General features: G+C 54.8%; 28 protein-coding genes and 1 other annotated feature (1 of these 29 only partly in view). Of the genes, 25 read left to right on the top strand and 3 right to left on the bottom strand.

Annotation, left to right across the window (positions count from 1 at the left end):
* Positions 1 to 310: 310 nt before the first annotated feature.
* From PKO01S_RS16125 to pssA, 9 genes are all read left to right on the top strand, one after another.
* Complete coding sequence (locus PKO01S_RS16125) at positions 311 to 511, top strand: hypothetical protein (RefSeq protein WP_127532462.1); 201 nt, start codon at positions 311 to 313, stop codon at positions 509 to 511.
* Positions 512 to 725: 214 nt separating this feature from the next.
* Positions 726 to 1571, top strand: coding sequence for an ABC transporter ATP-binding protein (locus tag PKO01S_RS16120; RefSeq protein WP_127532461.1), 846 nt, complete (start codon positions 726 to 728; stop codon positions 1569 to 1571).
* 24 nt (positions 1572 to 1595) lie between these two features.
* A complete protein-coding gene (locus tag PKO01S_RS16115) occupies positions 1596 to 2429 on the top strand; it encodes an ABC transporter permease (RefSeq protein ID WP_127532460.1) in 834 nt (277 codons plus the stop codon).
* Positions 2430 to 2456: 27 nt separating this feature from the next.
* Positions 2457 to 3866 carry an LLM class flavin-dependent oxidoreductase gene (locus PKO01S_RS16110; RefSeq protein WP_127532459.1) on the top strand — a complete coding sequence of 470 codons (1410 nt, stop codon included), beginning with the start codon at positions 2457 to 2459 and terminating at the stop codon, positions 3864 to 3866.
* Entirely contained in the window at positions 3863 to 5365 is a 1503-nt protein-coding gene (locus PKO01S_RS16105; protein ID WP_246070593.1) for a DHA2 family efflux MFS transporter permease subunit, read from the top strand. Before PKO01S_RS16110 ends, PKO01S_RS16105 begins: the two co-directional genes overlap by 4 nt.
* A gap of 50 nt (positions 5366 to 5415) precedes the next feature.
* Entirely contained in the window at positions 5416 to 5811 is a 396-nt protein-coding gene (locus PKO01S_RS16100) for an antibiotic biosynthesis monooxygenase (protein ID WP_127532458.1), read from the top strand.
* Between the two features lie 175 nt (positions 5812 to 5986).
* The gene (gene radA, locus PKO01S_RS16095; protein WP_127532457.1) at positions 5987 to 7357 is read left to right on the top strand and encodes a DNA repair protein RadA; all 1371 of its coding nucleotides are present in this window, start codon (positions 5987 to 5989) and stop codon (positions 7355 to 7357) included.
* 12 nt (positions 7358 to 7369) lie between these two features.
* Positions 7370 to 8440 carry a DNA integrity scanning diadenylate cyclase DisA gene (gene disA / locus PKO01S_RS16090; protein WP_127532456.1) on the top strand — a complete coding sequence of 357 codons (1071 nt, stop codon included), beginning with the start codon at positions 7370 to 7372 and terminating at the stop codon, positions 8438 to 8440.
* A gap of 116 nt (positions 8441 to 8556) precedes the next feature.
* Positions 8557 to 9297 (top strand): CDP-diacylglycerol--serine O-phosphatidyltransferase, encoded by a 741-nt coding sequence (gene pssA, locus PKO01S_RS16085; RefSeq protein WP_127532455.1) that lies wholly within the window; start codon positions 8557 to 8559, stop codon positions 9295 to 9297.
* Positions 9298 to 9378: 81 nt separating this feature from the next.
* Here pssA and PKO01S_RS16080 read toward each other — a convergent pair whose 3' ends face one another.
* Together PKO01S_RS16080 and PKO01S_RS16075 are read right to left on the bottom strand one after the other, a co-directional pair.
* Positions 9379 to 10068 (bottom strand): metal-dependent hydrolase, encoded by a 690-nt coding sequence (locus tag PKO01S_RS16080; protein ID WP_127532454.1) that lies wholly within the window; start codon positions 10066 to 10068, stop codon positions 9379 to 9381.
* Positions 10069 to 10142: 74 nt separating this feature from the next.
* Positions 10143 to 11330: an MFS transporter gene (locus PKO01S_RS16075; protein WP_127532453.1), complete on the bottom strand. Its 1188-nt coding sequence runs from the start codon at positions 11328 to 11330 to the stop codon at positions 10143 to 10145.
* 211 nt (positions 11331 to 11541) lie between these two features.
* On the opposite strand from PKO01S_RS16075, the gene PKO01S_RS16070 reads away from it, so the two are divergent.
* Positions 11542 to 12204: an L-threonylcarbamoyladenylate synthase gene (locus PKO01S_RS16070; RefSeq protein ID WP_127532452.1), complete on the top strand. Its 663-nt coding sequence runs from the start codon at positions 11542 to 11544 to the stop codon at positions 12202 to 12204.
* Positions 12205 to 12347: 143 nt separating this feature from the next.
* Here PKO01S_RS16070 and PKO01S_RS16065 read toward each other — a convergent pair whose 3' ends face one another.
* A complete protein-coding gene (locus PKO01S_RS16065) occupies positions 12348 to 12743 on the bottom strand; it encodes a nucleoside triphosphate pyrophosphohydrolase family protein (protein WP_127532451.1) in 396 nt (131 codons plus the stop codon).
* A gap of 141 nt (positions 12744 to 12884) precedes the next feature.
* On the opposite strand from PKO01S_RS16065, the gene PKO01S_RS16060 reads away from it, so the two are divergent.
* The 15 genes from PKO01S_RS16060 to rplA all read left to right on the top strand — a co-directional run bounded on the left by PKO01S_RS16060 (position 12885) and on the right by rplA (position 24890).
* A complete protein-coding gene (locus PKO01S_RS16060) occupies positions 12885 to 13979 on the top strand; it encodes a PIN/TRAM domain-containing protein (protein ID WP_127532450.1) in 1095 nt (364 codons plus the stop codon).
* Between the two features lie 48 nt (positions 13980 to 14027).
* Positions 14028 to 14741, top strand: a complete 714-nt coding sequence (gene ispD, locus PKO01S_RS16055) for a 2-C-methyl-D-erythritol 4-phosphate cytidylyltransferase (protein WP_127532449.1) — start codon at positions 14028 to 14030, stop codon at positions 14739 to 14741.
* 14 nt (positions 14742 to 14755) lie between these two features.
* Complete coding sequence (gene ispF, locus PKO01S_RS16050; RefSeq protein ID WP_127532448.1) at positions 14756 to 15244, top strand: 2-C-methyl-D-erythritol 2,4-cyclodiphosphate synthase; 489 nt, start codon at positions 14756 to 14758, stop codon at positions 15242 to 15244.
* 37 nt (positions 15245 to 15281) lie between these two features.
* The gene (gene gltX, locus PKO01S_RS16045) at positions 15282 to 16745 is read left to right on the top strand and encodes a glutamate--tRNA ligase (protein WP_127532447.1); all 1464 of its coding nucleotides are present in this window, start codon (positions 15282 to 15284) and stop codon (positions 16743 to 16745) included.
* A 640-nt stretch (positions 16746 to 17385) separates the two neighbouring features.
* Positions 17386 to 18075, top strand: a complete 690-nt coding sequence (gene cysE / locus PKO01S_RS16035) for a serine O-acetyltransferase (RefSeq protein WP_127532446.1) — start codon at positions 17386 to 17388, stop codon at positions 18073 to 18075.
* Positions 18072 to 19499 (top strand): cysteine--tRNA ligase, encoded by a 1428-nt coding sequence (cysS, locus tag PKO01S_RS16030; RefSeq protein ID WP_127532445.1) that lies wholly within the window; start codon positions 18072 to 18074, stop codon positions 19497 to 19499. The genes cysE and cysS overlap by 4 nt, the downstream gene beginning before the upstream one ends.
* Positions 19496 to 19957: a Mini-ribonuclease 3 gene (locus tag PKO01S_RS16025; RefSeq protein WP_174818580.1), complete on the top strand. Its 462-nt coding sequence runs from the start codon at positions 19496 to 19498 to the stop codon at positions 19955 to 19957. Before cysS ends, PKO01S_RS16025 begins: the two co-directional genes overlap by 4 nt.
* Positions 19954 to 20802 carry a 23S rRNA (guanosine(2251)-2'-O)-methyltransferase RlmB gene (gene rlmB, locus PKO01S_RS16020; RefSeq protein WP_407669657.1) on the top strand — a complete coding sequence of 283 codons (849 nt, stop codon included), beginning with the start codon at positions 19954 to 19956 and terminating at the stop codon, positions 20800 to 20802. The genes PKO01S_RS16025 and rlmB overlap by 4 nt, the downstream gene beginning before the upstream one ends.
* 2 nt (positions 20803 to 20804) lie before the next feature.
* Entirely contained in the window at positions 20805 to 21335 is a 531-nt protein-coding gene (locus tag PKO01S_RS16015) for an NYN domain-containing protein (RefSeq protein ID WP_127532444.1), read from the top strand.
* Between the two features lie 210 nt (positions 21336 to 21545).
* On the top strand, positions 21546 to 22196 hold the full coding sequence (sigH, locus tag PKO01S_RS16010; RefSeq protein ID WP_127532443.1) for an RNA polymerase sporulation sigma factor SigH: 651 nt from the start codon (positions 21546 to 21548) through the stop codon (positions 22194 to 22196).
* A gap of 471 nt (positions 22197 to 22667) precedes the next feature.
* Positions 22668 to 22817 carry a 50S ribosomal protein L33 gene (gene rpmG, locus PKO01S_RS16005; RefSeq protein ID WP_127532442.1) on the top strand — a complete coding sequence of 50 codons (150 nt, stop codon included), beginning with the start codon at positions 22668 to 22670 and terminating at the stop codon, positions 22815 to 22817.
* An 18-nt stretch (positions 22818 to 22835) separates the two neighbouring features.
* A complete protein-coding gene (gene secE / locus PKO01S_RS16000; protein WP_127532441.1) occupies positions 22836 to 23045 on the top strand; it encodes a preprotein translocase subunit SecE in 210 nt (69 codons plus the stop codon).
* A 23-nt stretch (positions 23046 to 23068) separates the two neighbouring features.
* Complete coding sequence (gene nusG, locus PKO01S_RS15995) at positions 23069 to 23602, top strand: transcription termination/antitermination protein NusG (RefSeq protein ID WP_127532440.1); 534 nt, start codon at positions 23069 to 23071, stop codon at positions 23600 to 23602.
* A gap of 38 nt (positions 23603 to 23640) precedes the next feature.
* Complete coding sequence (rplK, locus tag PKO01S_RS15990; RefSeq protein ID WP_110046849.1) at positions 23641 to 24066, top strand: 50S ribosomal protein L11; 426 nt, start codon at positions 23641 to 23643, stop codon at positions 24064 to 24066.
* Between the two features lie 131 nt (positions 24067 to 24197).
* Positions 24198 to 24890 carry a 50S ribosomal protein L1 gene (rplA, locus tag PKO01S_RS15985; protein WP_127532439.1) on the top strand — a complete coding sequence of 231 codons (693 nt, stop codon included), beginning with the start codon at positions 24198 to 24200 and terminating at the stop codon, positions 24888 to 24890.
* An 11-nt stretch (positions 24891 to 24901) separates the two neighbouring features.
* Positions 24902 to 24975: a sequence feature (ribosomal protein L10 leader region), on the top strand (it continues 79 nt past the right edge of the window).

Here is a 24975-nt window from a genome sequence, read left to right as displayed (position 1 = left end):
GGGTTTAAAGATCGGGTTTAAATGGTGTCAGGATTTGTGTGGTCAAGTGTAACGAACCGTAGAAGCGTTATTCAGAGGAAAATGACTATTCTGAGTGTCTAACGAACTCAGTCGGCGTTATTCTGTCCTGATCCTATCCAAACAGGGTTAAACGGATTAAATAGCGCTTCTGGAGTTCGTTAGATTGTAAAAGTAACCAAATAGGATGCAATAGCGCTCGTACGATTCGTTAGCTAATTTATCTAACATCACCAATCTCGCCAACCAGGCAAAGCCGTCAGTAACTCGCTTTAGGCGGAGCCCGGGAACAATGGGCGGAGCTGTAGAGTGGGGAGCGGGTAAAGGAGAGCGGGTCCCGGAGGGACGGCAAGCGAGTGTCAGTGCGAATGATGCGAGGGGAAACGAACAGGTTGCGCACGTGAAAGCGTGGATAGATGCGGCGGAAGTGGAGCGGGTCCCGGGAGGGACGGCAAGCGATGGGGACGAACGGCGGAAGCAAGAACGGACTTAGCGGAGTCCAGAGGGCGCGAGCTCTCTGGGGCCCTCCCTTGCAGGGAGGGTTTGGGTGGGTAGAAAGAGGCCTTGAGGGTTTGGGTGGGTAGAAAGAGGCCCTGAGGGTTTAGGTGTAAACAAGAGTGTTTGAGGGGCGAAGCCCCTTAACGGGAGTCCAGAGGGCAGAGCCCAATGGAACTATCCCCCGCAGGGGGACAAAGGGGGCCACGACGATGATTCAATTTCAGAACGTCAATAAGTTTTTTAAAGTCCGCAACGCGGCGGCGGGAAGGGGCGCGTACTCCACTTTCACAGCCGTTAGGGACATTAATTTCGAAGTGCGTGACGGAGAATTTATGGTCATCGTCGGACCGAGCGGATGCGGCAAGTCCACGCTGCTCGATATGCTGGGCGGGCTGACGAAGCCTTCGTCAGGCGAGATTCTGATTGACGGCAAGCCCATTGAGGGGCCGGGCTTAGACCGCGGCATCGTGTTCCAGCAATATGCGCTGTTCCCCTGGAAGACGGCGAAGCAAAATATCGAATTCGGCCTGGAGGCCAAAGGCGTCCCGCGCAAAGAGCGCAGCGAGCGTGCGAGCCATTTTCTCGAACTGGTCGGTCTGGCAGGCTTCGAACAGCGTTACCCGCATGAGTTGTCCGGCGGCATGAAGCAGCGTGTAGCTATCGCCCGGAGCTTGGCGTACGACCCGGACGTTCTGCTCATGGATGAACCGTTCGCAGCGCTCGATGCGCAGACGAGGGAGACGCTGCAGGGCGAGCTGCTTCGCATCTGGGAGCAGACGAAGAAGACGATTATTTTTATTACGCACGGGATTGATGAGGCGGTCTATCTTGGACAGCGGGTCGCGGTGATGACGTCGAGACCGGGCACGATCAAGCAGATCATCGACATCCCTATCGATACGAGAAGCACGGAAGAGGATATCCGGTCGCTGCCGGCTTTCGGTGAGTTGAGGCACGAGATATGGGGACTGCTGCGGGAAGAAGTATCGAGAGCGGAGCTGCAGGAGCGAAGCAAAGCTCAGCCCGGCAATGCTGCCGCAGGCTCCCGCGCATAACGAAGAGCAGAGGAGGAAGAGAAGATGGCTGTATTGGACAAAACGGTATCTGTGCCCCTCGGCGGCACGAGAACGAACGCATTGTCGCTGCCGCTCGGTTTGCTGAACAAGGTGTTTAAACGCACCATCGCGATTATCGTCCTGCTGGCCGTATGGGAAGTAATCCCGCGAATCGGCCTCGTCGACCGGACGTTCTTCCCGCCGTTCAGCGTCGACATTAAAGCATGGTGGGAAATGCTCGTCAGCGGAGAACTGGGCACGCACTTTCAATCAAGCATCGCACGGTCATTAGCCGGATTTATTCTCGCGATAGCGGCTGCCATTCCGCTCGGCTTGCTGATCGGCTGGTATCCGAAGCTGTCGGAGCTGCTGACACCGGTGCTGGAGCTGTTCCGCAACACGGCTGCGCTGGCGCTGCTGCCCGTCTTCATTCTCATTCTAGGTATCGGCGAAACGTCCAAAATCGCTATCGTGTTCTACGCCTGCTCGTGGCCGATCCTGCTCAACACGATTAGCGGCGTTAAGAATGTCGACCCGTTGCTGATCAAATCCGCGAAATCGATGGGACTCGGACCGCTGCGGCTGTTCCAGAAGGTCATTCTGCCCGCATCCGTTCCGACGATCTTTACGGGGATCAGGCTGGCAGGAGCAAGCTCGATTCTCGTACTCGTTGCGGCGGAGATGGTCGGAGCGAAAGCAGGCCTCGGTTACCTCATTAACTATACGCAATTCAATTTTCAAATTCCGCAAATGTTCGCAGGCATTATTACGATCTCGCTGCTTGGCCTTCTGTTCAATCAACTGCTGGTGACGCTGGAGAGAAGATTCTCGTCCTGGAAGACGCAATCGCACGAATAAAGATCGAAACTAAGGGAGTGGACTATAATGAGCGAAACAAATCAATCCAACACGAACCAATCGAATCCTCCTGCCAGACGCAAACAATTGAAGCTCGGCGCGTTCTTCATGATTCCCGGCCATCACGTCGCGGCTTGGCGTTATCCGGACGCGGATGCGGCGAGCGTGCTCGACTTCAGCTTCTATAAGCAGCTTGCTCAGACGGCGGAGCGGGGCAAGTTCGATATGGTGTTTCTGGCCGACGGCTACGCGGTAGCGGAGCGGTTCCCGGAAGCGCTGGAGCAGACGGTCAACGTGCGTCCCGAGCCTTTCACGCTGCTGTCAGCGTTAAGCTCCGTTACGGAGCGAATCGGCCTGGCCGGCACGGTGTCCACCACGTATAACGAACCGTTCCACGTCGCGCGCAAATTCGCTTCGCTCGATTATTTAAGCTCTGGCCGTGCGGCATGGAACGTCGTCACGTCGGGGACGGATGCGGAAGCGCGCAATTTTAATCTCGAGAAGCATGTCCAGCATGACCTCCGGTACGAGCGGGCAGAAGAGTTCGTTGACGTTGTCACGAAGCTGTGGGACAGCTGGGACGATGACGCGCTGCTGTTCGATAAAGGAGCGGCTCGCTTCGCGGACCGAGGCAAGGTGCAGCCGATCAACCATAAGGGCAAATTTTTCAACGTACGCGGTCCGCTCAATGTCGCCAGGCCGATCCAAGGACATCCCGTCGTCATTCAAGCCGGCGCGTCGGAGCCGGGTAAGGAGCTTGCGGCCCGTACGGCGGAAGTGATCTTTACAGCTTGGCAGACGCTGGAGGAGGCACAACAGTTCTATGCCGACGTGAAAGGCCGGTTGGCCAAGTATGGCCGCAAGGCGGATGAACTCAAAATCATGCCGGGCGTATTCCCGATCATCGGACGGACGGAAGAAGAGGCGGCGGAGAAAAAAGCGCTGCTCGAGCAGCTCATCCCGGAGCAAGCCGGCGTAGCGCTATTGTCCAGTCTCATCAGCTTCGATCTGTCGCCTTATCCGGTCGACGGACCGCTGCCGGAGCTGCCGCACTTATCGCAAATTAACGGCGGCAAGAGCCGGTTCCAGCTGCTCAAAGATTTGGCCGACCGCGAGCAATTGACGATACGCCAGTTATATCAGCGCATCGCAGGCGCGCGCGGACACCGGGAAATTATCGGCACACCGTCGCAGATCGCCGACCAGCTGCAGGAATGGTTCGAGAACGGGGCGGCAGACGGCTTCAATATTATGCCGCCGTATTTGCCGGGAGGGCTCGAAGAATTCGTCGACCTCGTTGTGCCGGAACTTCAGCGCCGCGGCCTGTTCCGCGAAGAGTACGAAGGGAAGACGCTGCGGGACAATCTGGGCTTGCAGCGCCCTTCGGCCAACCGCCTTATTCCGCAGGCGGAGCCTGCCGTGAAGGTGGCGGAGTGAGAGCTGCGCATGCAGCGAACATCGGAGGGATAGACAACCGGGGAGGGCACCGCCTGCCAATGGCGGCGCTGTTCCTCGGTTCTTTTCTGTCCATTTATCACGTTGTGTCGCTGAACGCAGTGCTGCCTGGATTTATTTCGATTTTTCATACCGACTTACAGACGGCGCAATGGCTTATGACCGGATTTACGCTCGCTACCGGCATGGCCGCTCCGCTGTGCGCTTATCTTGAAGAGCGGTTCGGAGCCCGCCGGCTGTTTCTCCTATGCACGGTCATGCTGACGCTATGCTCGATTATATGCTCCTTCGCTTGGAACATTGGTTCGCTGATCGTCTTCCGCACGTTGCAGGGCGTATTCTGCGGTATTATGCAGCCGCTCACGCTGTCCATTATTTATGGGACGCTGCCCAAAGAGCAGCATTCGTCAGCGCTTGGCTGGTGGACGATGTCGACCATTTTGGGTCCGGCGTTAGCGCCGACCGTAAGCGGCTGGCTCTTGCAGTCGGATTGGCGGCTGTTATTCTGGGTTACCGTGCCGCTTGGCCTGCTCGTCTGGTGGATGGGATACACGTATTTGCCGCACCAGGCTGTCCGCGGCGCAGTGAAGCGGCCGGATATTCCGAGCCTATGCTATGTCATCGGCGGAACGCTGTCGCTGCTGCTCGTATTCAGCAATCTGAACCGGTGGGGGATCGCTTCGCCCGCCTTACAGGCGCTTGGCATTAGCTCGGTTTGCTTAATCACGTTGTTCATACGCCGGAGCCTGCGGATCGAACGGCCGCTGCTGCAGCTGCATTTATTCGCGAACCGAACGTTCACGGCAAGCTTGTCCGCTTCGCTCATTCTCATAACCGGATTGTATTCGGGAATTTACTTTATCCCGTTATTTCTGCAGCAGGTTCAGGGCATGACCCCTATGCACGTCGGACTCTTGTTGCTGCCGCCGGCCTTAACGATGACGCTGGCCACGACCGTTGCCTCCAAGCTGTACGCAAGACTCGGCGCCCGCAAGCTGCTCATCGCCGGTACGCTTCTCTTGCTGCTCGCGACTTGGCAGTTCAGCCGGCTGAATGAGCATTCCAGCCACGGTTTCGTAATGCTATGGATGGCCGTTCGCTATATGGGTATCGGCTTATCGATGACGCCGGCGATGAATGCGGGCATGTCGGCCGTCGAACCGCGTCTGTCGTCGCATGCCTCTGCGCTGATCAATTGGATCCGGCAAGCGGGGGGCGCGCTGGCGATTGGCGTGTTCACCGCTTATTTCTATGCGCGGACGAATGCTTATGGAGGTGACCCGGGACATTACGCTGCCGATGCACATGCTTATATTCGAGGATTAAGCGACGTCTTCGTGCTTGCGCTCGTGCTAACTTCGTTCGGCTTGCCGCTGTCGCTGCTGCTCCGGCGCCGCAGGAGAGCCGTATCTTCTGGTTCGAATGCGGCGGCGCAGGAAGCGGGAGACGCCGCACCATTTGTTTCGCGTTCTCTTGACTGATAAACTACTAGAGAGAAAGGCAGTCAAGCGATAAAGGGAGGCGCGCAATAATGATTATGGTGACGAATACGATCTCGATCCGCCAAGGCCACGGCCGGTCTGTCGCCGAGCGGTTCAAAAATCCGAAGGGCGTGCACAAGATGCCGGGCTTTGTGCGGATGGAGCTGCTGCTCTCCGAAGAGGGGGAGCAGGACGAATTGAAAGTGATGACGCTGTGGGAGACGAAGGAAGCGTTCGACGGCTGGGTGAACAGCGACTCGTTCAAGCAGGCGCATGCGGGCAGAGGCAAGCCGACGGCTACCGAGGGCGCACCTGCCCATGGCGCGGCCGAAGGAGGCCGCCCGGCTTCTTCCGAAGAAGGACCAGTTATGCTGGGAGCGAAGTTGTCCATTCATGAGGTGCTGTTCGAGCAGCAGGCGGAGGCTTCTGTCCAAGCGGAGGGCTAATTTCCGGACAACGCCCAATGATGGATCAAGTATTTGAGTTGCAAGGTCTTGCCTAAGGGACCCGCTTAGCCATACGTAATGGCGCGGCGGCGTCCCTTTTCGTCGTGGGCTTTATATTGCGTCTTGGAAATGGTAAACTTTGAATGATACCGTTTAACTGCTAGGGGAGCCGACAATGGCAAAAATAAAAGTAAAATTCGTATGCACGGAATGCGGCACCGAATCGCCGAAATGGCTGGGCAAATGCCCCGGCTGCGGCGCCTGGAACTCCATGGTGGAGGAGAAGGAGACGGTCGTCCGCACGGCAGGAGCGGCGGGAGCCGCCGTTTTTCAAACGAAAGAAAAAGCGCGTTCCATCATACACATAGAAAGTGATCAAGAACCGCGTGTCGATACGAAGCTTGGCGAGCTGAACCGCGTTCTTGGAGGCGGAGTCGTGCCCGGCTCGCTCATCCTCGTGGGCGGCGATCCAGGCATTGGCAAATCGACGCTGCTGCTGCAGACGTCTCACTCGCTTGCAGCCAGCGGATTGCGGGTCCTCTATATATCGGGCGAGGAATCGGTCCGTCAGACCAAATTGCGCGCAGACCGTCTTGGTTCGCTGTCGGAGCAGCTGTACGTGTTGTGCGAGACGAACGTTGAATCGATCCGCGAAGCGATCGAGTCGGTCGACCCTGCTCTTGTCGTCATCGACTCGATTCAGACCGTGTTCGATCCGAACGTGCAATCGGCGCCGGGCAGCGTTGCGCAAGTAAGGGAGTGCACGTCGCACTTCATGCGCATTGCGAAGATCAAAGGCATCGCGACCGTTCTCGTTGGACACGTTACGAAGGAAGGAGCGATTGCCGGACCGCGGATGCTCGAGCACATGGTGGACTGCGTGCTCTATTTCGAAGGCGAGCGGCACCATACATACCGGCTGCTGAGAGCCGTGAAGAACCGGTTCGGTTCGACGAATGAGATCGGCATATTCGAGATGGGAGAGTCTGGACTTCGCGAGGTGGCGAATCCGTCTGAGCTGTTCCTCTCTGAACGTCCGCTCGGCGTAGCCGGTTCGACAGTCGTGGCGAGCATGGAAGGCACAAGACCTGTACTCGTCGAGCTGCAAGCGTTGGTCGCATCCACGAATTTCCCGTCTCCGCGGCGTATGTCCGCCGGCATCGACCATCACCGGTTAGCGCTTATTATTGCTGTGCTGGAGAAGCGGATGGGCATGTTTCTGCAAAATCAAGACGCGTACTTGAACGTGGCAGGCGGCGTCAAGCTCGATGAGCCGGCCGTCGACCTGGCGGTCGCGGTCAGCATTGCATCAAGCTTCCGCGATGCGCCGACTCGTCCGTTCGACGTCGTGTTCGGCGAAGTCGGCCTGACTGGCGAGGTCCGCGCCGTATCCCGCGCGGAGCAGAGGGTGCGCGAAGCGGAGAAGCTCGGATTCAAGCGGGTTATCATGCCTGAGAATAGTCTCAAGGGATGGAAGCCGCCGTCTAACATCGAAATCATCGGCGTAACCACCGTGGCGGAGGCGCTCGCGGCAGCGCTCGGATAGAGGGGGCACATAATGAAGGAACAGAGAGAGCTCGAGGTTATGTACCAATTGCTGCAGCTGGTCGCACCAGGCACAGCGTTCCGCGACGGATTGGAGAACGTGCTGCGAGCCAAGACAGGAGCGTTGCTCGTCGTCGGCTATAGCCCGGAAGTTATGGAGGTCGTAGACGGAGGATTCTCGATCAACTGCGATTTCTCGCCGAACTACTTGTATGAGCTGGCGAAGATGGACGGCGCCATCATCCTAAGCGAAGATCTTAAGCGAATTCTATATGCGAATACGCAGCTTATTCCGGACAGCTCGATTACGTCATCGGAGACGGGCATTCGGCACCGGACGGCGGAGCGGGTGGCGAAGCAGACCGGCAAGCTGGTCGTATCCATCTCCCAGCGCCGGAACGTTATTACCCTATACCAAGGCAATTTGCGCTATGCGCTGAAAGATATGGGCGTTATTCTGACGAAGGCGAATCAAGCGATTCAGACGCTCGAGAAATATAAAGCGGTGCTGACCCAAGCGTTCACCAACCTGTCCGCAGCCGAGTTCGAAGAGCTCGTGACGCTGCAGGAGGTTGCGCATGTCATTCACCGGGTTGAGATGGTCGTTCGGATCAAGATGGAGATTAAGCGTTACGTGACGGAGCTCGGCACGGAAGGCCGGCTCATCGGCATGCAGATGGATGAGCTCGTCGGCGGCGTTGAGGAGGACGCGTGGTTCCTGCTTAAGGATTACGCGAAGGACAATTCGGACGACCGGATCCGGGAAATCCGGATGGCGTTAAAGAAGCTTAACAACGACGAGTTGATGGATCCGCCGCATATTCTTCGGCTGCTCGGCTACTCCGGCACATCGGCCGAAGAATCGGTCTCGCCGCGCGGTTACCGGCTGCTGCATAAGATTCCGCGTCTTCCGATCGTCGTCATGCACAACCTCGTAGAGCGGTTCCATCATCTTCCTCATATCGTGATGGCGACCTATGAAGAACTGGACGAAGTGGACGGCATCGGCGAGGTTCGCGCACGCGCAATCAAGGAAGGATTGAAACGGATTCAAGATCAAATGTTCATTGACAGGCAGATTTAAATCCCATAGAATGAGGGAATGCATTCGAGGCATCTGGTACTGGATGGAATTAATATGTCCGGTGTGTGTACATGAAGCAATTTTCTGGGCATAGTAGAGATGAGGTGGAACGAAATATGATCACAAAATCGATACCGAGCCTGTTTACGGTAGGCAATCTCTTTCTAGGCATTGTCGCCATCATCCTGGTGTTTAATGAAAAACCGGATCTTGCGGCCATGATGGTTATTATAGCGATGCTGCTTGACGGAGTGGACGGACGAATCGCAAGAGCGCTTAATGCGCAGAGCGAATTCGGCAAGGAACTCGACTCGTTGTCCGACGTTATATCGTTCGGCGTCGCGCCTGCTTTTATTATGTATGTGGTCGCTTTCCAGGATTTGAATCAAGCCGCGGCATGGATCATTACAGCGTTGTTCCCGATTTGCGGGGCGCTGAGGCTGGCTAGGTTCAATGTCATATCCGGCATGCCGGGCTATTTCATCGGTCTTCCGATTCCGGCGGCAGGCGGCGTACTGTCGACGCTTGCACTGTTCTACAAAGATATTCCCGTTGCCGTACTGATGGCGAGCACGCTGCTGCTGTCGTTCTTAATGGTCAGCACGGTGAAATATCCGAACTTCAAGAAGATCGGTATTCCGAAGAGTGCCGTGTGGGTGGTACCGATTATCGTCGTTGTTGCGGTCGTACTCGGCTACTTGTTCCCTAAGCATCTGTCCAAAATCATTTTCGTACCGCTGCTGTTGTACGCGCTGTACGGCTTAAAAAAAAACGTTAGAGCGCTGTTCCGCAGAACGGTTCGCAAGAGCCGCCGCCGCGCCGCAGAAGAAGCAGCGAAGTCGGAACATAGCGCCTAATCGCGCTGCATACAAGAGGGGTTGCCCATTGTCATCCATGATGACGACCGGGCAACCCCTCTTGTTATATATCCGATTGGTTTATACTTCAACCGACTCGCCGGCGCTCAGCACTTGGCCTTTCAGGCCGGCCTTGTTCATCTGCTCAGCCCATACGGCCGGATCTTGCTTAATAGGCGGGAATGTATTGTAGTGCATCGGAATCGTCAGCTTGGATTGGAGCCAGGATGCCGCTCTTACGGAATCCTCGATGCCCATCGTAAAGTTGTCGCCGATCGGGAGACAAGCGACGTCAATGGACGCCCACTCGGCAATAAGCTTCATGTCCGAGAACAGGCCTGTATCGCCGGCGTGATAAAGCGTCTGTCCGCCGACCGTGAGCAAGAATCCGGCTGGTATGCCGCCAACCTCGAATTGGCCGTCACCATATTCGATACCGCCGCTGTGCCAAGCCGGCGTCACTTTGACGCGGCCCCAAGGGAAGTTGAACGCGCCGCCGATTCCCATCGGGTGTACCGATGCGCCTTGGCGGGCGAAATAGTTGCCCAGCTCAAATGTCGTAATGATCGGGCAATCGTTCGCTTTGGCAATAGCAACGGCATCGCCTGTATGATCCCCGTGACCGTGCGTGACGAGCACGGCGTCGATCGACTCGAGCTGCTCCGGCCTCACAGCAGCCGAAGGATTGCCGGATAAGAAGGGATCGATAACAAATCGTTTGCCGCCAGCTTCGACAAGAAAGCAAGAATGTCCTAGGAACGTAACCTTCATTGCAGATAACCTCCTAATAATGTGTTAAGTTGATCGAATCGATTCGAGACGAGTCGTAACGGCGTATCAGACTGCTAATGGGACTTCTCTGCTGAAGCGTTTCGCGCCGCAGTTGGTGAGAAGGACAATCGTTTGAAGCTCCCAACTAGCAGAATAACATATATGGCGGCCGAAGCAAGCATGAGCCCTTGAAAGCCGATCGATTCAAGCGTGAGGCCGCCGCCGATGAGCAGCAAGGCATTAATGAGACCGAATGTCCGTTCCATCGAGGACAGAACAGCAGTGCGCACGGATGGATCGAGATTGGACAAATTTAATTGGCTGACCGTTAGCGGACGTACGCCGCCTGATGCAAGACCGAGCACGGCAATCGCGGCAAGCCCGGCAACAATATCGCTGCTGCTGCCGAACAGCAGCAGCGACAGAGCCGTTAAAAGAGCGGAAGCAGCGGCGATTTTCCGGTACCCGAATTTGCTGCCGGCTTTCATAATATGACGGGCCGCAACGAAGCCAAGCAGCGTAAACAGGCTGAGCACGAGCCCGAACAATTGCAGATCAACCTTGACGCTAACGAAGAAATAGTACGGCAGGAAGCCGGTGAAGACAGCCATGGCGAAAGCGCGCGTAAGCGAGTAGTAGAGCTTCCAGAACCGGCGCGGAGAGTTCTCTTCCGCCGTTTCCGGCGGCGCGGCTTGCTGCACAGTGCCGGAGCGGACATGAGCCGGTTCGCGGATGAGCATAACGGCTGCGGCTGCTATCGCATTGGCGAGAGCGGAGCTCCAGAACGCATAGTCGGCCGAGTAGCGGAACAGAACGCTGCCGACAATGCCGGAGAGAAGGAACGAGGCGAACGTATAGCTGCCCGATCCCGATTCTGCCTGTCCGTACTGCGCGGAGTCTCGGGCAATAGTCCTCAGCAGGCTGGAATCCGTCCCTTGTGCCAGACTATAGCCTAATCCGGACAACACTTGCCCGCCCACGAGCAGCGGCAAATGGCCGTCCGAGATAAGCAGCACAAGCCCGGCCGCTTTGACGAGCTCGCCGATTGCGATGACATGCTTATGCTTCATATTCAGCCGCTGCAGCAGGAATGCGTTTAGCTTGGAAGTCAGCAGCAGGATGACCGCATAGACGGCCAGCAGCAGCTCGATCTGCCAGACCGGCAGTTTCAGCATATAGAAGTAGACAAATAGAATGGATAGATGAAAGTACATGCGGGAGACGATTCGATAGACATAGAATAATCGGATATTGGCGGACATAGCGGCGTTCCCCCTGTTAACCTTGTAGGTTCGTATACGGACAGCTTGCGCCTGGCCAGGTGCTTGTGATCAGCTGTGATTCATATTGTAATGCAATGAAGTTGTTTGTCGTTATAGTCTTTGGCTATAAAACCATAGATAGCACATATTGGATATAGTCATCAGATAATGTTAATTTGATCATAACGAATCCAAAGGGGGAGTGAATCACATGAGCCAACGCCAACTGTCAAACGTACTGGAACCAAACGAGAACAATTTCCGAATCGCGGCTGAATGCATTGTCCAAGGAGGCGTCGTCATTGCGCCGAGTGATACGAATTTGGCGCTAACCCTGAATCCGTGGAAAGATGATGCGATAGACCGGGCCTTTGCCATTAAGAACCGTCCCGCGACTTCCGCATTAACGCTGTTTTTCCTGGAGACGGATGAATGGAAGGATTATGCGGATGCGCCGGACCTTGGCTTGGTACAAGCTTTCGCGGAAGCGTTCTGGCCGGGACCTCTGAACATCATTCTGCCAAGAAAAGCTTCGATCTCGGACCGGCTTGTATGCGGGGGAGCAACGGTGTCACTCGGCTGTCTGAGCAACCCGGTATGGCGTGGCATGATGAGATACACGGGCATGCCGGTTGCCATGACGTCCGCTAACTTGTCAGGACAAGCGGACGGTGTACTGGTCGATATGGATCTCGCTCTCCGCCAAGTCGGCGACAAAGTGGATTATGTACTCAGAGGCGAGGCGCAAGGGACGACGAAGTCCAGCACGATCATCGATCTGTCGGGCGGAGAACCGTGTATTACGCGATATGGCGACGTAACGGTTGAGCAACTGAATGCGATCGCACCAATATTCAAAGAGCGTGTGTCCTAATATATTTGCTTACAATCCGAAGAGGCTGCTCCGTTCGTCATCCGCAAGATGATGATAGAGCAGCCTTTTCTGCGTGTTCTTCGATCGGCCCCAATAAAATAGCGGTGCAAGCATAGGCTCGCACCGCCATGATAAGGCTGTCATTATCTCATGTTAAATAGACCGAGCGTAGAGCATTTGTCCGATTCGCGGGCAACGACTTCCTCGAGATTAATGTCCAGCAAATTGCACAGGGCGGACATATAGAACAGGTTGCGGCCGAGTTCGGCGCGCAGCACGTCGTTGCATTGCTCGCACAGTTGTCCGTTCATATGATGCTGAAGGACGGATTGGGCTTCCGTCAGATCGGTGTCGTCGGAGTAAGCTTGTTTCTTCGCATTCAATTCGATACATCCACATTCGGTTACCGCCTTGGCGACGGCGCGATTGACGGCTGAACCGGTCTGGTCGTACTTGGACATGACGTCGAGCAGACTGCGGTGCCGCAGCAGCAATTCGGATACTTGCCGTTGGAATTGATCTAGTGTCGGAGCGCTCACTTACATCCACCTCTCTCGTCTTCGGCTTTCGTATAATCCCATTATAAACTTCATGCTGTGGCATTTCAAAAGAAATTGGAGCCAGCGGCGATTAATGGGCGAATGCGATGACCATAATGGGTAATGGAGGTGGATTTGGTCATGAAACGAATTATTCAAATTATCGGCATTTGGTTAGGCGGAGCGCTCGGAAGCGAATGGTACGCTTGGATGGGTAACGGTCTGTCTTCATCAATGCTGGGAGCGGTGCAAAGCAGCAGCTCCGGCTTGCATTACACGTATATCGCAATTGGTGCGTTTCTAGGCTTTGCCGCGGCGACGACGATGTCCGGGCCGCTTGTCAAACGGGTACGTCTAGGCGTAGACCGGCTTGCGGAGATGCCAGCGGCTGATTTGCTCGCCGGCGCTGCGGGCATGCTGGCGGGTCTCGTGTTCTCGGCGCTTCTGTATCCGGCTGTCGCACGTATCGATGGCATCGGCATTCTTATTCCGGTCATATTGACGTTGCTGCTCGGTTATATTGGGCTTCAACTCGGCCTAGGGAAAAAGGAAGAGCTTGCAGCCGGCCTCGGCGGGTTGCTGCAGAAGCGGACGCCAGCAGCCGAGGATGACGGCAAACGCCGTTACGAGGAACATAAAATATTGGATACGAGCGTCATTATCGACGGCCGCATCGCCGATATTTGCAAGACCGGATTTATCGAAGGCACACTCGTCATTCCGGAGTTCGTGTTGGAAGAGCTTCAGCATATCGCCGATTCGTCGGATTTGCTCAAACGCAACCGTGGCCGCCGCGGGCTCGACATTTTGAACAAAATCCAGAAAGAGCTCGATGTGCGTGTACTGATCTATGAGGGCGATTTCGAAGAAATCGGCGAAGTGGACAGCAAGCTGGTGAAGCTCGCGAAGGCGCTTGGCGGCAAAGTGGTGACGAACGACTTCAATTTGAACAAAGTGTGCGAGCTGCAAGGCGTATCCGTTCTGAACATTAATGATCTCGCTAATGCGGTGAAACCGGTCGTATTGCCGGGCGAAGAAATCGTCGTGCAGGTTATTAAGGACGGCAAGGAGCATGGTCAAGGCGTTGCTTATCTCGATGACGGCACGATGATCGTTGTAGAAGGCGGACGCGACTATATCGGGACGACGATGGAGGTGCTCGTGACGAGCGTATTGCAGACGTCGGCGGGCCGAATGATATTTGCGAAACCGAAGCTGTTGGAAAAAGCCCAATAAAGCGGTATGATGGTAACATTGATCATACGGCGAGGCGGGTAGCGGATAATGAAAGCAGAGTGGGGCGTCGTCATCGTAGCGGCCGGCAAAGGCACGCGGATGGGGACGGCGGAGAGCAAGCAGTATTTGACCTTGAAGGACAAGCCGATTCTCGTCCATACGCTGGAACTGTTCCAGTCGATGGACGAGACGGCGGCGATTACGCTCGTCGTTGGCGCAGGCGATATCGCAAGATGCACCGAATGGGTGAAGCAGTATCGATTAACGAAAGTGACGGCGATCGTAGCCGGCGGCGCGGAGCGCCAGCATTCCGTTCATCTGGGACTGAAGACACTGCCTCAGCCGATTGAATGGGTGATGGTGCATGACGGCGTAAGGCCGCTCGTAACGCCGGCGGCTGTCCGCGCTTGCTGTGAAGCGGCTATGGCTGGAGGAGAAGCGGGGGCGGCGGTCATCGCCGTACCGGTGAAAGATACGATTAAGCAGGTGAACGATTCGGGCGTTATCGTCGCGACGCCCGACCGCCGAAGCTTGTGGGCGATCCAGACGCCGCAAGCTTTTCGGCGTGCCGTGCTGACAAGAGCGCATGAGGCGGCTGAAGCGGAGTCGTTCTTAGGAACGGACGATGCGATGGTTGTGGAACGGATGGGCGTCCCGGTTGTCGTGTCGGAAGGCGAATATACGAATATTAAAATTACGACGCCGGAAGATTTGCCGTATGCGCATTTTCTGCTGGAGATGAGAGAACGGGAACAACGATAAGGGGGAGCAGTCACATGATTCGAGTAGGACAAGGTTTTGACGTGCATCAGTTGGTAGAAGGGCGTCCGTGCATTATCGGCGGCGTAACGATTCCGTACGAGAAAGGGCTGCTTGGCCATTCGGATGCCGACGTGCTGCTTCATACCGTAGCGGATGCTGTACTTGGCGCGCTTGGTCTTGGCGATATCGGCAAACATTTTCCGGACACGGACCCGGCATTCAAGGACGCGGACAGCGTCAAGCTGCTGGAGCATGTATGGTCGCTTGCGAAGGAACGAGGGTATAAGCTCGGCAATATCGACAATACGATTATTGCGCAGCGTCCGAAGATGCTGCCGTACATTCCGCAGATGGTGGAAGTCATTGCGCGTGTGCTTGAAGCCGATGTATCCCAAGTGAATGTGAAGGCAACGACGACCGAGCAGCTCGGCTTCACGGGACGCGGCGAAGGAATCGCAGCGCAATCGGTTGTCTGCCTTGTGAAGGATATGCTATCATCTTAGGCATTATATATAGTACGAGTTGAGGGGAGAATGCGGTATGACACAACAAGAAATCCGCGTCCGGTACGCACCGTCGCCAACCGGACATCTACATATCGGCAATGCGAGAACGGCCTTGTTCAATTATTTATACGCACGCAGTCTGGGCGGCAAATTCATTATTCGGATCGAAGACACCGATGTGAAACGGAACGTAGCAGGCGGCGAGGAGAGCCAGTTGAAATATTTGAAATGGCTCGGAATCGATTGGGACGAGAGCGTCGATATCGGCGGAGGCTACGGCCCTTACCGTCAGACCGAGCGTCTTGATATTTACCGCGAATATTGGCAGGATCTGATCGACCGCGGTCTTGCTTACCGCTGTTATTGTACGGAAGAAGAGCTGGAACAGGAGCGCGAGGAGCAGACGGCCCGCGGCGAGACGCCGCGCTACTCCGGACGTCACCGCAATCTGACTGAAGAAGAGCGTGCTGCATTCGAAGCGGAAGGACGCATTCCGAGCGTCCGGTTCCGGGTTCCCGACAGCAAGACGTATACGTTCAACGATATGGTCAAGGGCGAAATCAGCTTTGAATCCGAAGGCATGGGCGACTTTGTCATTGTGAAGAAAGACGGTATTCCGACGTATAACTTCGCAGTTGTGCTCGATGACTACCTGATGCGCATCTCGCACGTGCTTCGCGGCGAGGACCATATTTCGAATACGCCTCGGCAATTGATGATTTACGAAGCGTTCGGCTGGGAGCCGCCTCAGTTCGGCCATATGACGCTGATCGTTAATGAAACGCGCAAAAAGCTCAGCAAACGCGACGAATCGATCATCCAATTCATCGAGCAATATGATCAACTCGGCTATTTGCCGGAAGCGCTGTTCAACTTTATTGCGCTGCTCGGCTGGTCGCCGGAGGGCGAACAGGAAATGTTCACGCGCGAGGAGCTTGTCCAAGTATTCAATGCCGCGCGGCTCAGCAAGAGCCCGGCTGTATTCGATACGAACAAGCTCGCATGGATGAACAACGAATATATTAAGAAAACGGATGCGGAGCGGGTCGTCGATCTGTGCTTGCCGCATCTGCGCAAGGCCGGACGCGTATCGGATACGATGAATGCAGAAGAGCATGCGTGGGTAACGGATCTGGTGACGCTGTACCAAGACAAGCTGCGCAGCGGCTCCGACATTGTGCCGCTGACGGAACTGTTCTTCCAAGAGTCCGTCGTCGATGAGGGCGATGCGGCTGACGTGCTTGCAGAAGAGCAGGTTCCTGCCGTGCTTGGCGCGTATCTCGCACAAGTGGAAGCGGCAGCGTCGTTCGGCGCGGACGATCAGAAAGCGCTGATCAAGGCGGTTCAGCAGGAAACGGGCTGCAAAGGCAAACAGTTGTTCATGCCGATCCGTGCCGCTCTGACCGGTCAGACACACGGTCCGGACTTGAACCAGACGATTGCGCTGCTCGGCAAGCAGAAGGTAGCTGAACGTCTCAAGCAGCGGCTCGGACGCTAACGCTAATCGGACAAGGAAGCGGGAATGGGCATTTTATGCCCGGTTGTTCCCTTGTCACTTCGGCGTCGATTCGGTATACTAAGCGTAAGATTATCGTCTGATACTAGTAAAGGCTTGGAACAGGAGAAGCGCGCGATAACGGGATTCGCAGAGAGGACAACCGTCATGCGGAAGCTCGCCATTGGGAGAGTTATGCATATGGGCTGCAAGTTGTCCAATTCCGCAGCGATGCTGATGCACCTGGGAGCCTTGCTCCGATCCGACTGCATGCCTTGCAGCCCTGACTTGATTGTCAGGTAACGAAAGGTTGTGCTGGCGGGGTAGGCGGCAACGGGATGCTACCGTTATAAGGCACACGAGATGAATGGCTCTTGCTTGATGCTGATGGAAGCAGCAGCAAGGTCGTTCAGGCAGAGTGGAACCGCGATCGATACGCCTCTGCAGTCCTATTGGACTGCGGAGGCTTTTTTGCATATAACGACCTAACGAATGCGAGAAGAAAAAGCGGTTAATACTGTTGGGATCGCTAAGGCGGGATGGCGACGGACTACATGAATTTTTTGCATATATCCACACTGCTAGTGAATCGGTATTGCATGCATCGGCTGCGGCCGGGCATTGGATGAGAGGGGGAGTTGGAATGTTCAGACATATACGATCGGATATTCAAGCGGTATTCGATAACGATCCTGCGGCCCGGAGCCGGCTTGAGGTCGTGTTTACTTATTCGGGTCTGCATGCGATCTGGGCCCATCGAATTGCGCACGGATTCTACAAACGGGGATGGTTCGCTGTCGCGCGCGGCATTTCGCAATTCAGCCGTTTCATGACCGGTATTGAGATTCATCCTGGAGCACGGATCGGCGACCGGTTGTTCATCGATCACGGTATGGGCGTCGTCATTGGGGAGACGTGCGAGATCGGCGACGACGTCATTATTTATCAAGGTGTAACATTAGGCGGTACCGGTAAGGAAAAAGGGAAGCGCCACCCGACGATCGGCAATAATGTTGTTATCGCATCGGGCGCCAAGGTGCTTGGCTCGTTCACGGTCGGTGCTAATTCCAATATTGGAGCCAATTCGGTCGTGCTGCGCGCTGTGCCGGAGAACAGTACGGTCGTCGGCATTCCGGGACGGATCGTCAGACGCAACGGCGAACGGGTGAACGATCGGCTCGATCATACGAATTTGCCGGATCCGGTCGTGGAGATGCTTCGTATGATGCAGAAGGAAATAACCGACCTCAGGCATGAGGTACGCGAATTGAGGGCCCTCAAGGGAAAGTCCTTGGAGAAAGAGCCCGTACTCGAAGGAGAATCAGTCAAATGACGCTTTCCATCTATAATACGATGACCCGTGCGCAGGAGGCATTCGTGCCGCAGCAGCAGGGCCATGTCAAGATGTACGTATGCGGGCCGACCGTGTATGACTATATTCATATCGGCAATGCGCGCCCGGTTATCTTCTTCGATGTTGTGAGACGCTATCTAGAAGCGCTAGGCAACGAAGTAACGTATATCGTCAACTTTACGGACGTCGACGATAAGCTGATCCGTAAGGCGGAGCAACTGGGCACTACCGTGCCCGAAGTGGCGGACACTTTCATCGCGGCGTTCAATGAAGACATTGAAGCGCTCGGCGTGAATAAGGCGACCCGCAATCCGCGAGTTACGGACCATATTCCGTTGATCGTTGATTTTATCCAGGGGCTTGTCGACAAGGATATCGCCTATGAGAGCGGCGGAGACGTGTATTTCCGTACGAACAAGTTCGCCGAATATGGCAAGCTGTCGCACCAGAATACGGAAGAGCTGCAGCACGGCATCCGGATCGAAGTGGGCGAACGCAAGGAGAATGCGCAGGATTTCGTCTTGTGGAAAGGGGCGAAGCCGGGCGAAATCTTCTGGCCGAGTCCATGGGGAGACGGCCGTCCAGGTTGGCATATCGAATGCTCGGCGATGGCTCGCGAATATCTTGGCGATACGCTCGATATTCACGGCGGCGGCCACGATCTGCAGTTCCCGCACCATGAGTGCGAGGTAGCGCAGTCGGAATCGTTGACGGGCAAGCCGCTTGCCCGTTACTGGATGCATAACGGCTACATTCATATCAACAATGAGAAAATGTCGAAGTCGCTCGGCAACGGCATTACGGTCCGTGAGCTGCTGAAACAGATCAAGCCGAATGTCATTCGCTACTTCATGCTGACGACGCATTACCGCAGTCCGCTGAACTTCAGCGACGACTCAGTCAAGCAAGCGGAGAACAGTGTGGAGCGCATCGCGAACTGCGTATCGAATTTGCGCCACCGTCTCTCTTCGCTTAACGCGGATGCTGTGTCCTCCCAAGGAGCGGCTTCCGGGAACCATGCACTCGATGGGCGGCTGGCCGCGATCGAAGCTCAGTTCATGGCGAAGATGAACGATGATTTAAATACGCCTGACGCGGTAACCGCGTTGTTCGAGCTCGTATCGGAAGCGAACGGCGTCATGCTTCAGCAGGACGTGACAGCTGGCGAACTGAACGCGCTGCTCGCACTGATCGAGAAGTTCGACCGGATTCTCGGCTTGCTGCCGGTTCAAGACGCCGCCGCTGATTTGCTCGACGAGCAGATCGAGAAGCTGATCATCGAGCGCACGGAAGCGCGCAAGGCTAAGAACTGGGCGCGCGCCGACGAAATCCGCGATATACTCGCAGCGGAGAATATTGTGCTGGAAGATACGCCGCAGGGCATTAAGTGGCGGCGCAAATGAGTAACCGCGAACTAGGTGCAGAGTTGGAGATGCTCGATCTGCTCATTCATGAGCCCGCCAAATCGGCGAGGCTCATGAATCCGGTCGTGTTGGCCTATGCGGGCGATGCAGTATACGAGCTGCTTGTCCGGCAATATTTGATATCGAAGCCGAATCATAAATCGCATGAGCTTCACCGGGAAGCAACGAAGCGGGTATCCGCCAAGGCGCAGCGGCAGACGCTGGACCGGCTGATGCCTCTGTTGACGGAGGAAGAGGCGGACGTCGTGCGCAGAGGGCGCAATGCAAAGTCCGGCTCGCCGCCGAAGAATGCGGATCATGCCGATTACCGGCACGCAACCGCTCTCGAAGCGTTGTTCGGCTATCTGTTCTATGAACGGCGCAGCACAAGAATCCGGGAGCTGCTGGCGGCCGCACTTGACGAAGAAGGGCCGAAGTCGCCCCAGGAGGAATCATGATGAAACAACAGCGTCACCCTTATAAACAAGACCGCCGCCGTGACCGGACGGAAGACCAGCCGCCGGTCCGTACGGCCGAGCGTGCAAGAGAAGACGAGCAGGCAGGCAGCGAAGAGATTGTTGCAGGCAAACATCCCGTAATGGAGGCGCTGCGCTCCGGCAGGGAGATTAATAAGATATGGATCGCGGAAGGCGCCCAGAAACATCTGACCGCCCCGATTGTGGCAGAGGCGAAGCAACTGGGCATTATTGTGCAGTTCGCGGACAAGCGGAAGCTCGATTCGATGGCTGGCGAGGTGGCGCATCAGGGCGTCATTGCACAGGTAGCGCCTTACCGCTACTACGAAGTGGACGAGCTGCTCGAAGCCGCGAAGGCGAAGGGGGAGACGCCTTTTCTGCTGCTGTTGGACGAGATCGAAGATCCGCATAATCTCGGCTCAATTCTGCGTACTGCGGAATGTACAGGTGTGCATGGGGTTATTATTCCGAAGCGTCGTTCCGTCGGCTTGACCGCGACGGTAGCCAAGACGTCCGCGGGGGCCGCGGAGTACGTTCCGGTCGCGCGCGTCACGAATCTGGCGCAGACAATAGAGTCTCTCAAGGAGCAGGGCGTCTGGGTAGCCGGAACAGACGTTTCAGCAGAGCAGGATGTATACCGCACGAAGTTCGATATGCCGCTCGCTCTCGTCATCGGCAACGAAGGCAAGGGCATGGGCCGCCTTATACGGGAGAAATGCGATTTCCTCGTCAAGCTGCCGATGGCCGGCAAGCTGAACTCGCTTAATGCGTCAGTGGCCGCCGGCGTGCTGATGTATGAAGTACTGCGGCAGCGGCGGGGCGTATAGCAATGAACCGGAGGGGAGACGTGCTTCTGGTCGACGGCTACAACATCATAGGCGCCTGGCCGGTGCTGCATCGTCTCCGCGATCTGGATCTGGAAGACGCGCGGGATGCGCTTCTTGATATGCTGGCGGATTATCAAGGGTTTACCGGAATGCTTGTCTATGTCGTATTCGATGCGCATCAAGTTCCCGGTCTCGGGGCGAAGTTCAAACAGCATAAGCTAATGGTTGTCTATACGAGAGAGAAAGAAACGGCGGACGAGTGCATCGAACGTCTTGTAGCGGAATTGACGGTGAGAGGCCGTGAGATATACGTTGCGACTTCGGATATGACCGAGCAGCATGTCGCGTTCGGCAAAGGAGCACTGCGGGTGTCGGCGCGGGAACTTCTGATCGATGTTGAGCAGAAACGAAAGCTGATCCAGGCGACACTGCGGGATGTGGAAGCGAAACCGGCCAAACGCAATACGGTCGATGGCACGCTTTCTCTAGACGTGCGAGCGAGGTTCGAACGGATGCGGCGAGGTGATATGTGAGGTAAATGTTAGCATCATGTTGTGCATCTTTACATCCAGCTAACAGGTCTTTAACATACGCAGTCCATATGCTTACAAATCTAGTATTTTGTAAGCGTCCGCGCCCGCTCGTTTCGGTTGACGGCTGGAAGTTACATAATGTATACTGTTTCTATGCTTGATAGAGACGGAGTCGAGCAGTGTACGCCTTGCAGGCCGGAGGGATAGTTCGTGAGCATCGACCTCAAAGAAACGAGTACGGACGGATATGACTGCAGAACGGACGAGGATATCGTGGAGGCGGTCCGCGAAGGCGACAGCGAAGCTTTGGAGTATTTGATTAACAAGTACCGTAATTTCGTTCGCGCGAAAGCTCGTTCTTATTTTCTGATCGGCGCCGACCGGGAAGATATCGTCCAGGAAGGCATGATTGGCTTATACAAGTCGATTCGGGATTTCAAGGGTGACAAGTTGTCGTCGTTCAAGGCGTTTGCCGAACTGTGTATTACACGGCAGATTATAACGGCGATTAAGACGGCTACCCGTCAGAAGCATATTCCCCTTAATTCGTACGTATCGCTGGACAAGCCGATATACGATGAAGATTCCGACCGCACTCTTCTGGATGTCATTTGCGGCACTCGAGTGTCCGATCCGGAAGAATTGATTATTAACCAAGAAGAGTTTGTTGGCTTAGAAGACAAGATGTCCGAGATCCTTAGCGATCTTGAACGCAAGGTACTCATGCTGTACCTAGACGGCAGGTCTTATCAGGAGATCGCGGTTGATCTGGATCGGCATGTGAAGTCGATCGATAATGCGCTTCAACGTGTGAAGCGGAAGTTGGAACGTTATCTGGAATTGCGCGATGTCGGTAGTTGAAGCCGTTCGGTTAGAGACGTGCCAAGCTATTATTCAATAGAACATGGAACCTTAAGAGGCGCGGAAGCGTCTCTTTTTTGTTGGCTCGCTGCAGGTTGGTTGTGGAATTGATGATGGTTGAAGACGAGAAAAGCCAAGATAGACTCTTGCGCATATGGTAGGGGCGAAGCGTGTTTTTACGCGTTTAAACGATAGGATATTACAATTATGTCTATATTGCCGAAAATTGGCCATACTGCTGCGAGGGCGCCCGATGCAGTCCCAATTGTCGAAGAATCCAGGAATGATGCGTGTTTGCTCCTCCTAAACGCCGAATATGTTGTTGAATATATCGGCATTGACACGAAAATTGCGATATGATACTCTGTTTGGGTAGGTCCAAAACTGCAATTTTCAACCTATTGGCTCAGGAATCAACCATGATTCAACATAAAAGAGCAACACTAAGTACAGCTCAGGAGGTGTACTTCAATGCGGGTAATCATTACGTTGGCTTGTACGAATTGCAAACAAAGAAACTATGCAACGAACAAGAACAAGCGCAACCACCCCGACCGCATCGAGATGAAGAAGTTTTGCAAGTTCTGTAACGAGCATACTCCTCATCGCGAGACGAGATAGTCTAATGGAGGTGTGAACGTGGCTTTTTTGGCTAAGATGAAGCAAGGCTTCGGAACAACGTTCAGTTTCTTCGCGGACAGTTGGGCAGAACTGAAGAAAGTAAAATGGCCGAGCCGTAAAGAGTTGACAAGCTATACGATTGTCGTACTCGTTACCATTGTGCTCGTGACAGTCTACTTTTGGGTTCTTGACATCGGGATCTCTGAATTGGTTGAACTGATTGTTTAAGAAGAGTCCGAAGGTGGATGGCTATGGAAAAACGGTGGTATGTAGTCCATACTTACTCTGGGTATGAGAACAAAGTGAAGGCGAATCTGGAGCGCCGCGTCGAATCAATGGGCATGGAAGACAAAATCTTCCGCGTGCTCGTTCCGATGGAAGAAGAAGTGGTGAACAAGGACGGTAAGAAAAAGACCGTCATGCGTAAAGTTTACCCCGGCTACGTCCTAGTGGAAATGATTCAAACGGATGATTCCTGGTATGTCGTTCGCAATACTCCCGGTGTAACGGGCTTCGTCGGTTCGACAGGGTCCGGATCTAAGCCGACTCCCCTGATGCCTGAAGAAGTGGATCAAATTTTGAAACACATGGGTATCGAGGAGCCGAAACCGAAGATCGAGTTTGAACTGAAAGAGACCGTCAGCGTGAAGGTGGGGCCTTTCGCAGGCTTTGTCGGCACGATCGAAGAGATTTTGCTCGATAAGAGCAAGCTGAAGGTGCACGTCAACATGTTTGGCAGGGAAACCCCACTTGAGCTTGATTACACGCAAGTGGAGAAGATATAATAATCTGGTTTCCGTAACTGGTTAAGGAGGTGTTTAGCATGGCAAAGAAAGTCATCAAGATGGTTAAACTGCAAGTACCAGCAGGCAAAGCGAACCCGGCACCGCCGATCGGTCCAGCCCTCGGTCAAGCAGGCGTAAACATCATGGCGTTCTGTAAGGAATTCAACGCTCGTACGGCTGACCAAGCGGGCCTGATCATTCCTGTCGTTATCAGCGTATTCGAAGACCGTTCGTTCACGTTCGAAACGAAGACGCCACCAGCAGCAGTATTGCTTCGCGTTGCAGCAGGTATCCCTAAAGGATCCGGCGAACCGAACAAGAAGAAAGTTGCAACGGTGAAACGCGCGAAAGTGCGTGAAATCGCTGAGCAAAAAATGCAAGACTTGAATGCAGCATCCGTGGAAGCGGCAATGCGCATGGTTGAAGGTACGGCGCGCTCCATGGGCGTTGTTATCGAAGACTAATCCGATTTCGTTCATCGTAACGGATCGCGCCTAGAAGGCGGCGTTAGACGGTATGACCGTCTTGCGCGACAGTGGGAGGATCATCCGTAAGGAGGATATTCCGCTACTACCACACAAGGAGGTTACTCACAATGGCTAAACACGGTAAGAAATACGTGGAAGCTGCTAAGCTGATTGACAGCGAAGCAACTTACGAAGCACTCGAAGCAATCGAGCTCGTGAAGAAAGCCGCTACGGCGAAATTCGACGAGACGGTTGAGGTTGCGGTACGTCTGGGCGTTGACCCGCGTAAACAAGACCAAGCGGTTCGTGGCGTCGTTGTCCTGCCTAACGGCACGGGTAAAACGAAACGCGTTCTCGTATTCGCTAAAGGCGAAAAAGCGAAGGAAGCAGAAGCTGCCGGCGCAGATTATGTTGGTGATTCCGACATGATCAACAAAATCCAACAAGGTTGGTTCGACTTCGACGTCTGCGTAGCTACGCCTGACATGATGGCTGAAGTCGGTAAACTCGGCCGTATTCTCGGCGGTAAAGGCCTCATGCCTAACCCGAAAGCCGGCACGGTAACGTTTGACGTTGCTAAAGCCGTATCCGAGATCAAAGCTGGTAAAATCGAGTACCGTCTCGATCGCGCAGGCCAAATCCTCGCGCCGATCGGCAAAGTATCGTTCGACACTGAGAAGCTCTCTGAGAACCTCAAAGCGTTGATCGATGCGCTGAACCGTGCTAAACCAGCATCGGCTAAAGGCGTGTACCTCAAAAACATTGCAATCTCTTCGACGATGGGCCCTGGTGCTCGTCTGAACGCGGCTTCGTTCCGCTAAGAGATTCGCGCTAATTTCGAATACGCATACCGTAGACAGTAGGTGCCCATAAGGCTTAATTTCCTACCGAGGTGTTATGATACAG

Source organism: Paenibacillus kobensis NBRC 15729 (assembly GCF_004000825.1).
GTDB classification, from domain to species: domain Bacteria; phylum Bacillota; class Bacilli; order Paenibacillales; family Paenibacillaceae; genus Paenibacillus_T; species Paenibacillus_T kobensis.
The sequence above is the reverse complement of the archived record's forward strand: the minus strand, read 5'-3'. Positions and strand labels throughout refer to the sequence as shown.

Excerpts from the sequence above, each read along its gene's own strand:
- PKO01S_RS16100 (WP_127532458.1), top strand. The coding sequence starts at position 5,416 with ATGATTATGGTGACGAATACGATCTCGATCCGCCAAGGCCACGGCCGG.
- rplK (WP_110046849.1), top strand. The coding sequence starts at position 23,641 with ATGGCAAAGAAAGTCATCAAGATGGTTAAACTGCAAGTACCAGCAGGC.
- gltX (WP_127532447.1), top strand. The coding sequence starts at position 15,282 with ATGACACAACAAGAAATCCGCGTCCGGTACGCACCGTCGCCAACCGGA.
- disA (WP_127532456.1), top strand. The coding sequence starts at position 7,370 with ATGAAGGAACAGAGAGAGCTCGAGGTTATGTACCAATTGCTGCAGCTG.
- PKO01S_RS16115 (WP_127532460.1), top strand. The coding sequence starts at position 1,596 with ATGGCTGTATTGGACAAAACGGTATCTGTGCCCCTCGGCGGCACGAGA.
- PKO01S_RS16120 (WP_127532461.1), top strand. The coding sequence starts at position 726 with ATGATTCAATTTCAGAACGTCAATAAGTTTTTTAAAGTCCGCAACGCG.
- PKO01S_RS16075 (WP_127532453.1), bottom strand. The coding sequence starts at position 11,330 with ATGTCCGCCAATATCCGATTATTCTATGTCTATCGAATCGTCTCCCGC.
- PKO01S_RS16060 (WP_127532450.1), top strand. The coding sequence starts at position 12,885 with ATGAAACGAATTATTCAAATTATCGGCATTTGGTTAGGCGGAGCGCTC.
- PKO01S_RS16070 (WP_127532452.1), top strand. The coding sequence starts at position 11,542 with ATGAGCCAACGCCAACTGTCAAACGTACTGGAACCAAACGAGAACAAT.
- rpmG (WP_127532442.1), top strand. The coding sequence starts at position 22,668 with ATGCGGGTAATCATTACGTTGGCTTGTACGAATTGCAAACAAAGAAAC.
- PKO01S_RS16110 (WP_127532459.1), top strand. The coding sequence starts at position 2,457 with ATGAGCGAAACAAATCAATCCAACACGAACCAATCGAATCCTCCTGCC.
- PKO01S_RS16125 (WP_127532462.1), top strand. The coding sequence starts at position 311 with ATGGGCGGAGCTGTAGAGTGGGGAGCGGGTAAAGGAGAGCGGGTCCCG.
- PKO01S_RS16080 (WP_127532454.1), bottom strand. The coding sequence starts at position 10,068 with ATGAAGGTTACGTTCCTAGGACATTCTTGCTTTCTTGTCGAAGCTGGC.
- rplA (WP_127532439.1), top strand. The coding sequence starts at position 24,198 with ATGGCTAAACACGGTAAGAAATACGTGGAAGCTGCTAAGCTGATTGAC.
- nusG (WP_127532440.1), top strand. The coding sequence starts at position 23,069 with ATGGAAAAACGGTGGTATGTAGTCCATACTTACTCTGGGTATGAGAAC.
- ispF (WP_127532448.1), top strand. The coding sequence starts at position 14,756 with ATGATTCGAGTAGGACAAGGTTTTGACGTGCATCAGTTGGTAGAAGGG.
- cysS (WP_127532445.1), top strand. The coding sequence starts at position 18,072 with ATGACGCTTTCCATCTATAATACGATGACCCGTGCGCAGGAGGCATTC.
- cysE (WP_127532446.1), top strand. The coding sequence starts at position 17,386 with ATGTTCAGACATATACGATCGGATATTCAAGCGGTATTCGATAACGAT.
- rlmB (WP_407669657.1), top strand. The coding sequence starts at position 19,954 with ATGATGAAACAACAGCGTCACCCTTATAAACAAGACCGCCGCCGTGAC.
- ispD (WP_127532449.1), top strand. The coding sequence starts at position 14,028 with ATGAAAGCAGAGTGGGGCGTCGTCATCGTAGCGGCCGGCAAAGGCACG.
- PKO01S_RS16025 (WP_174818580.1), top strand. The coding sequence starts at position 19,496 with ATGAGTAACCGCGAACTAGGTGCAGAGTTGGAGATGCTCGATCTGCTC.
- radA (WP_127532457.1), top strand. The coding sequence starts at position 5,987 with ATGGCAAAAATAAAAGTAAAATTCGTATGCACGGAATGCGGCACCGAA.
- pssA (WP_127532455.1), top strand. The coding sequence starts at position 8,557 with ATGATCACAAAATCGATACCGAGCCTGTTTACGGTAGGCAATCTCTTT.
- PKO01S_RS16015 (WP_127532444.1), top strand. The coding sequence starts at position 20,805 with ATGAACCGGAGGGGAGACGTGCTTCTGGTCGACGGCTACAACATCATA.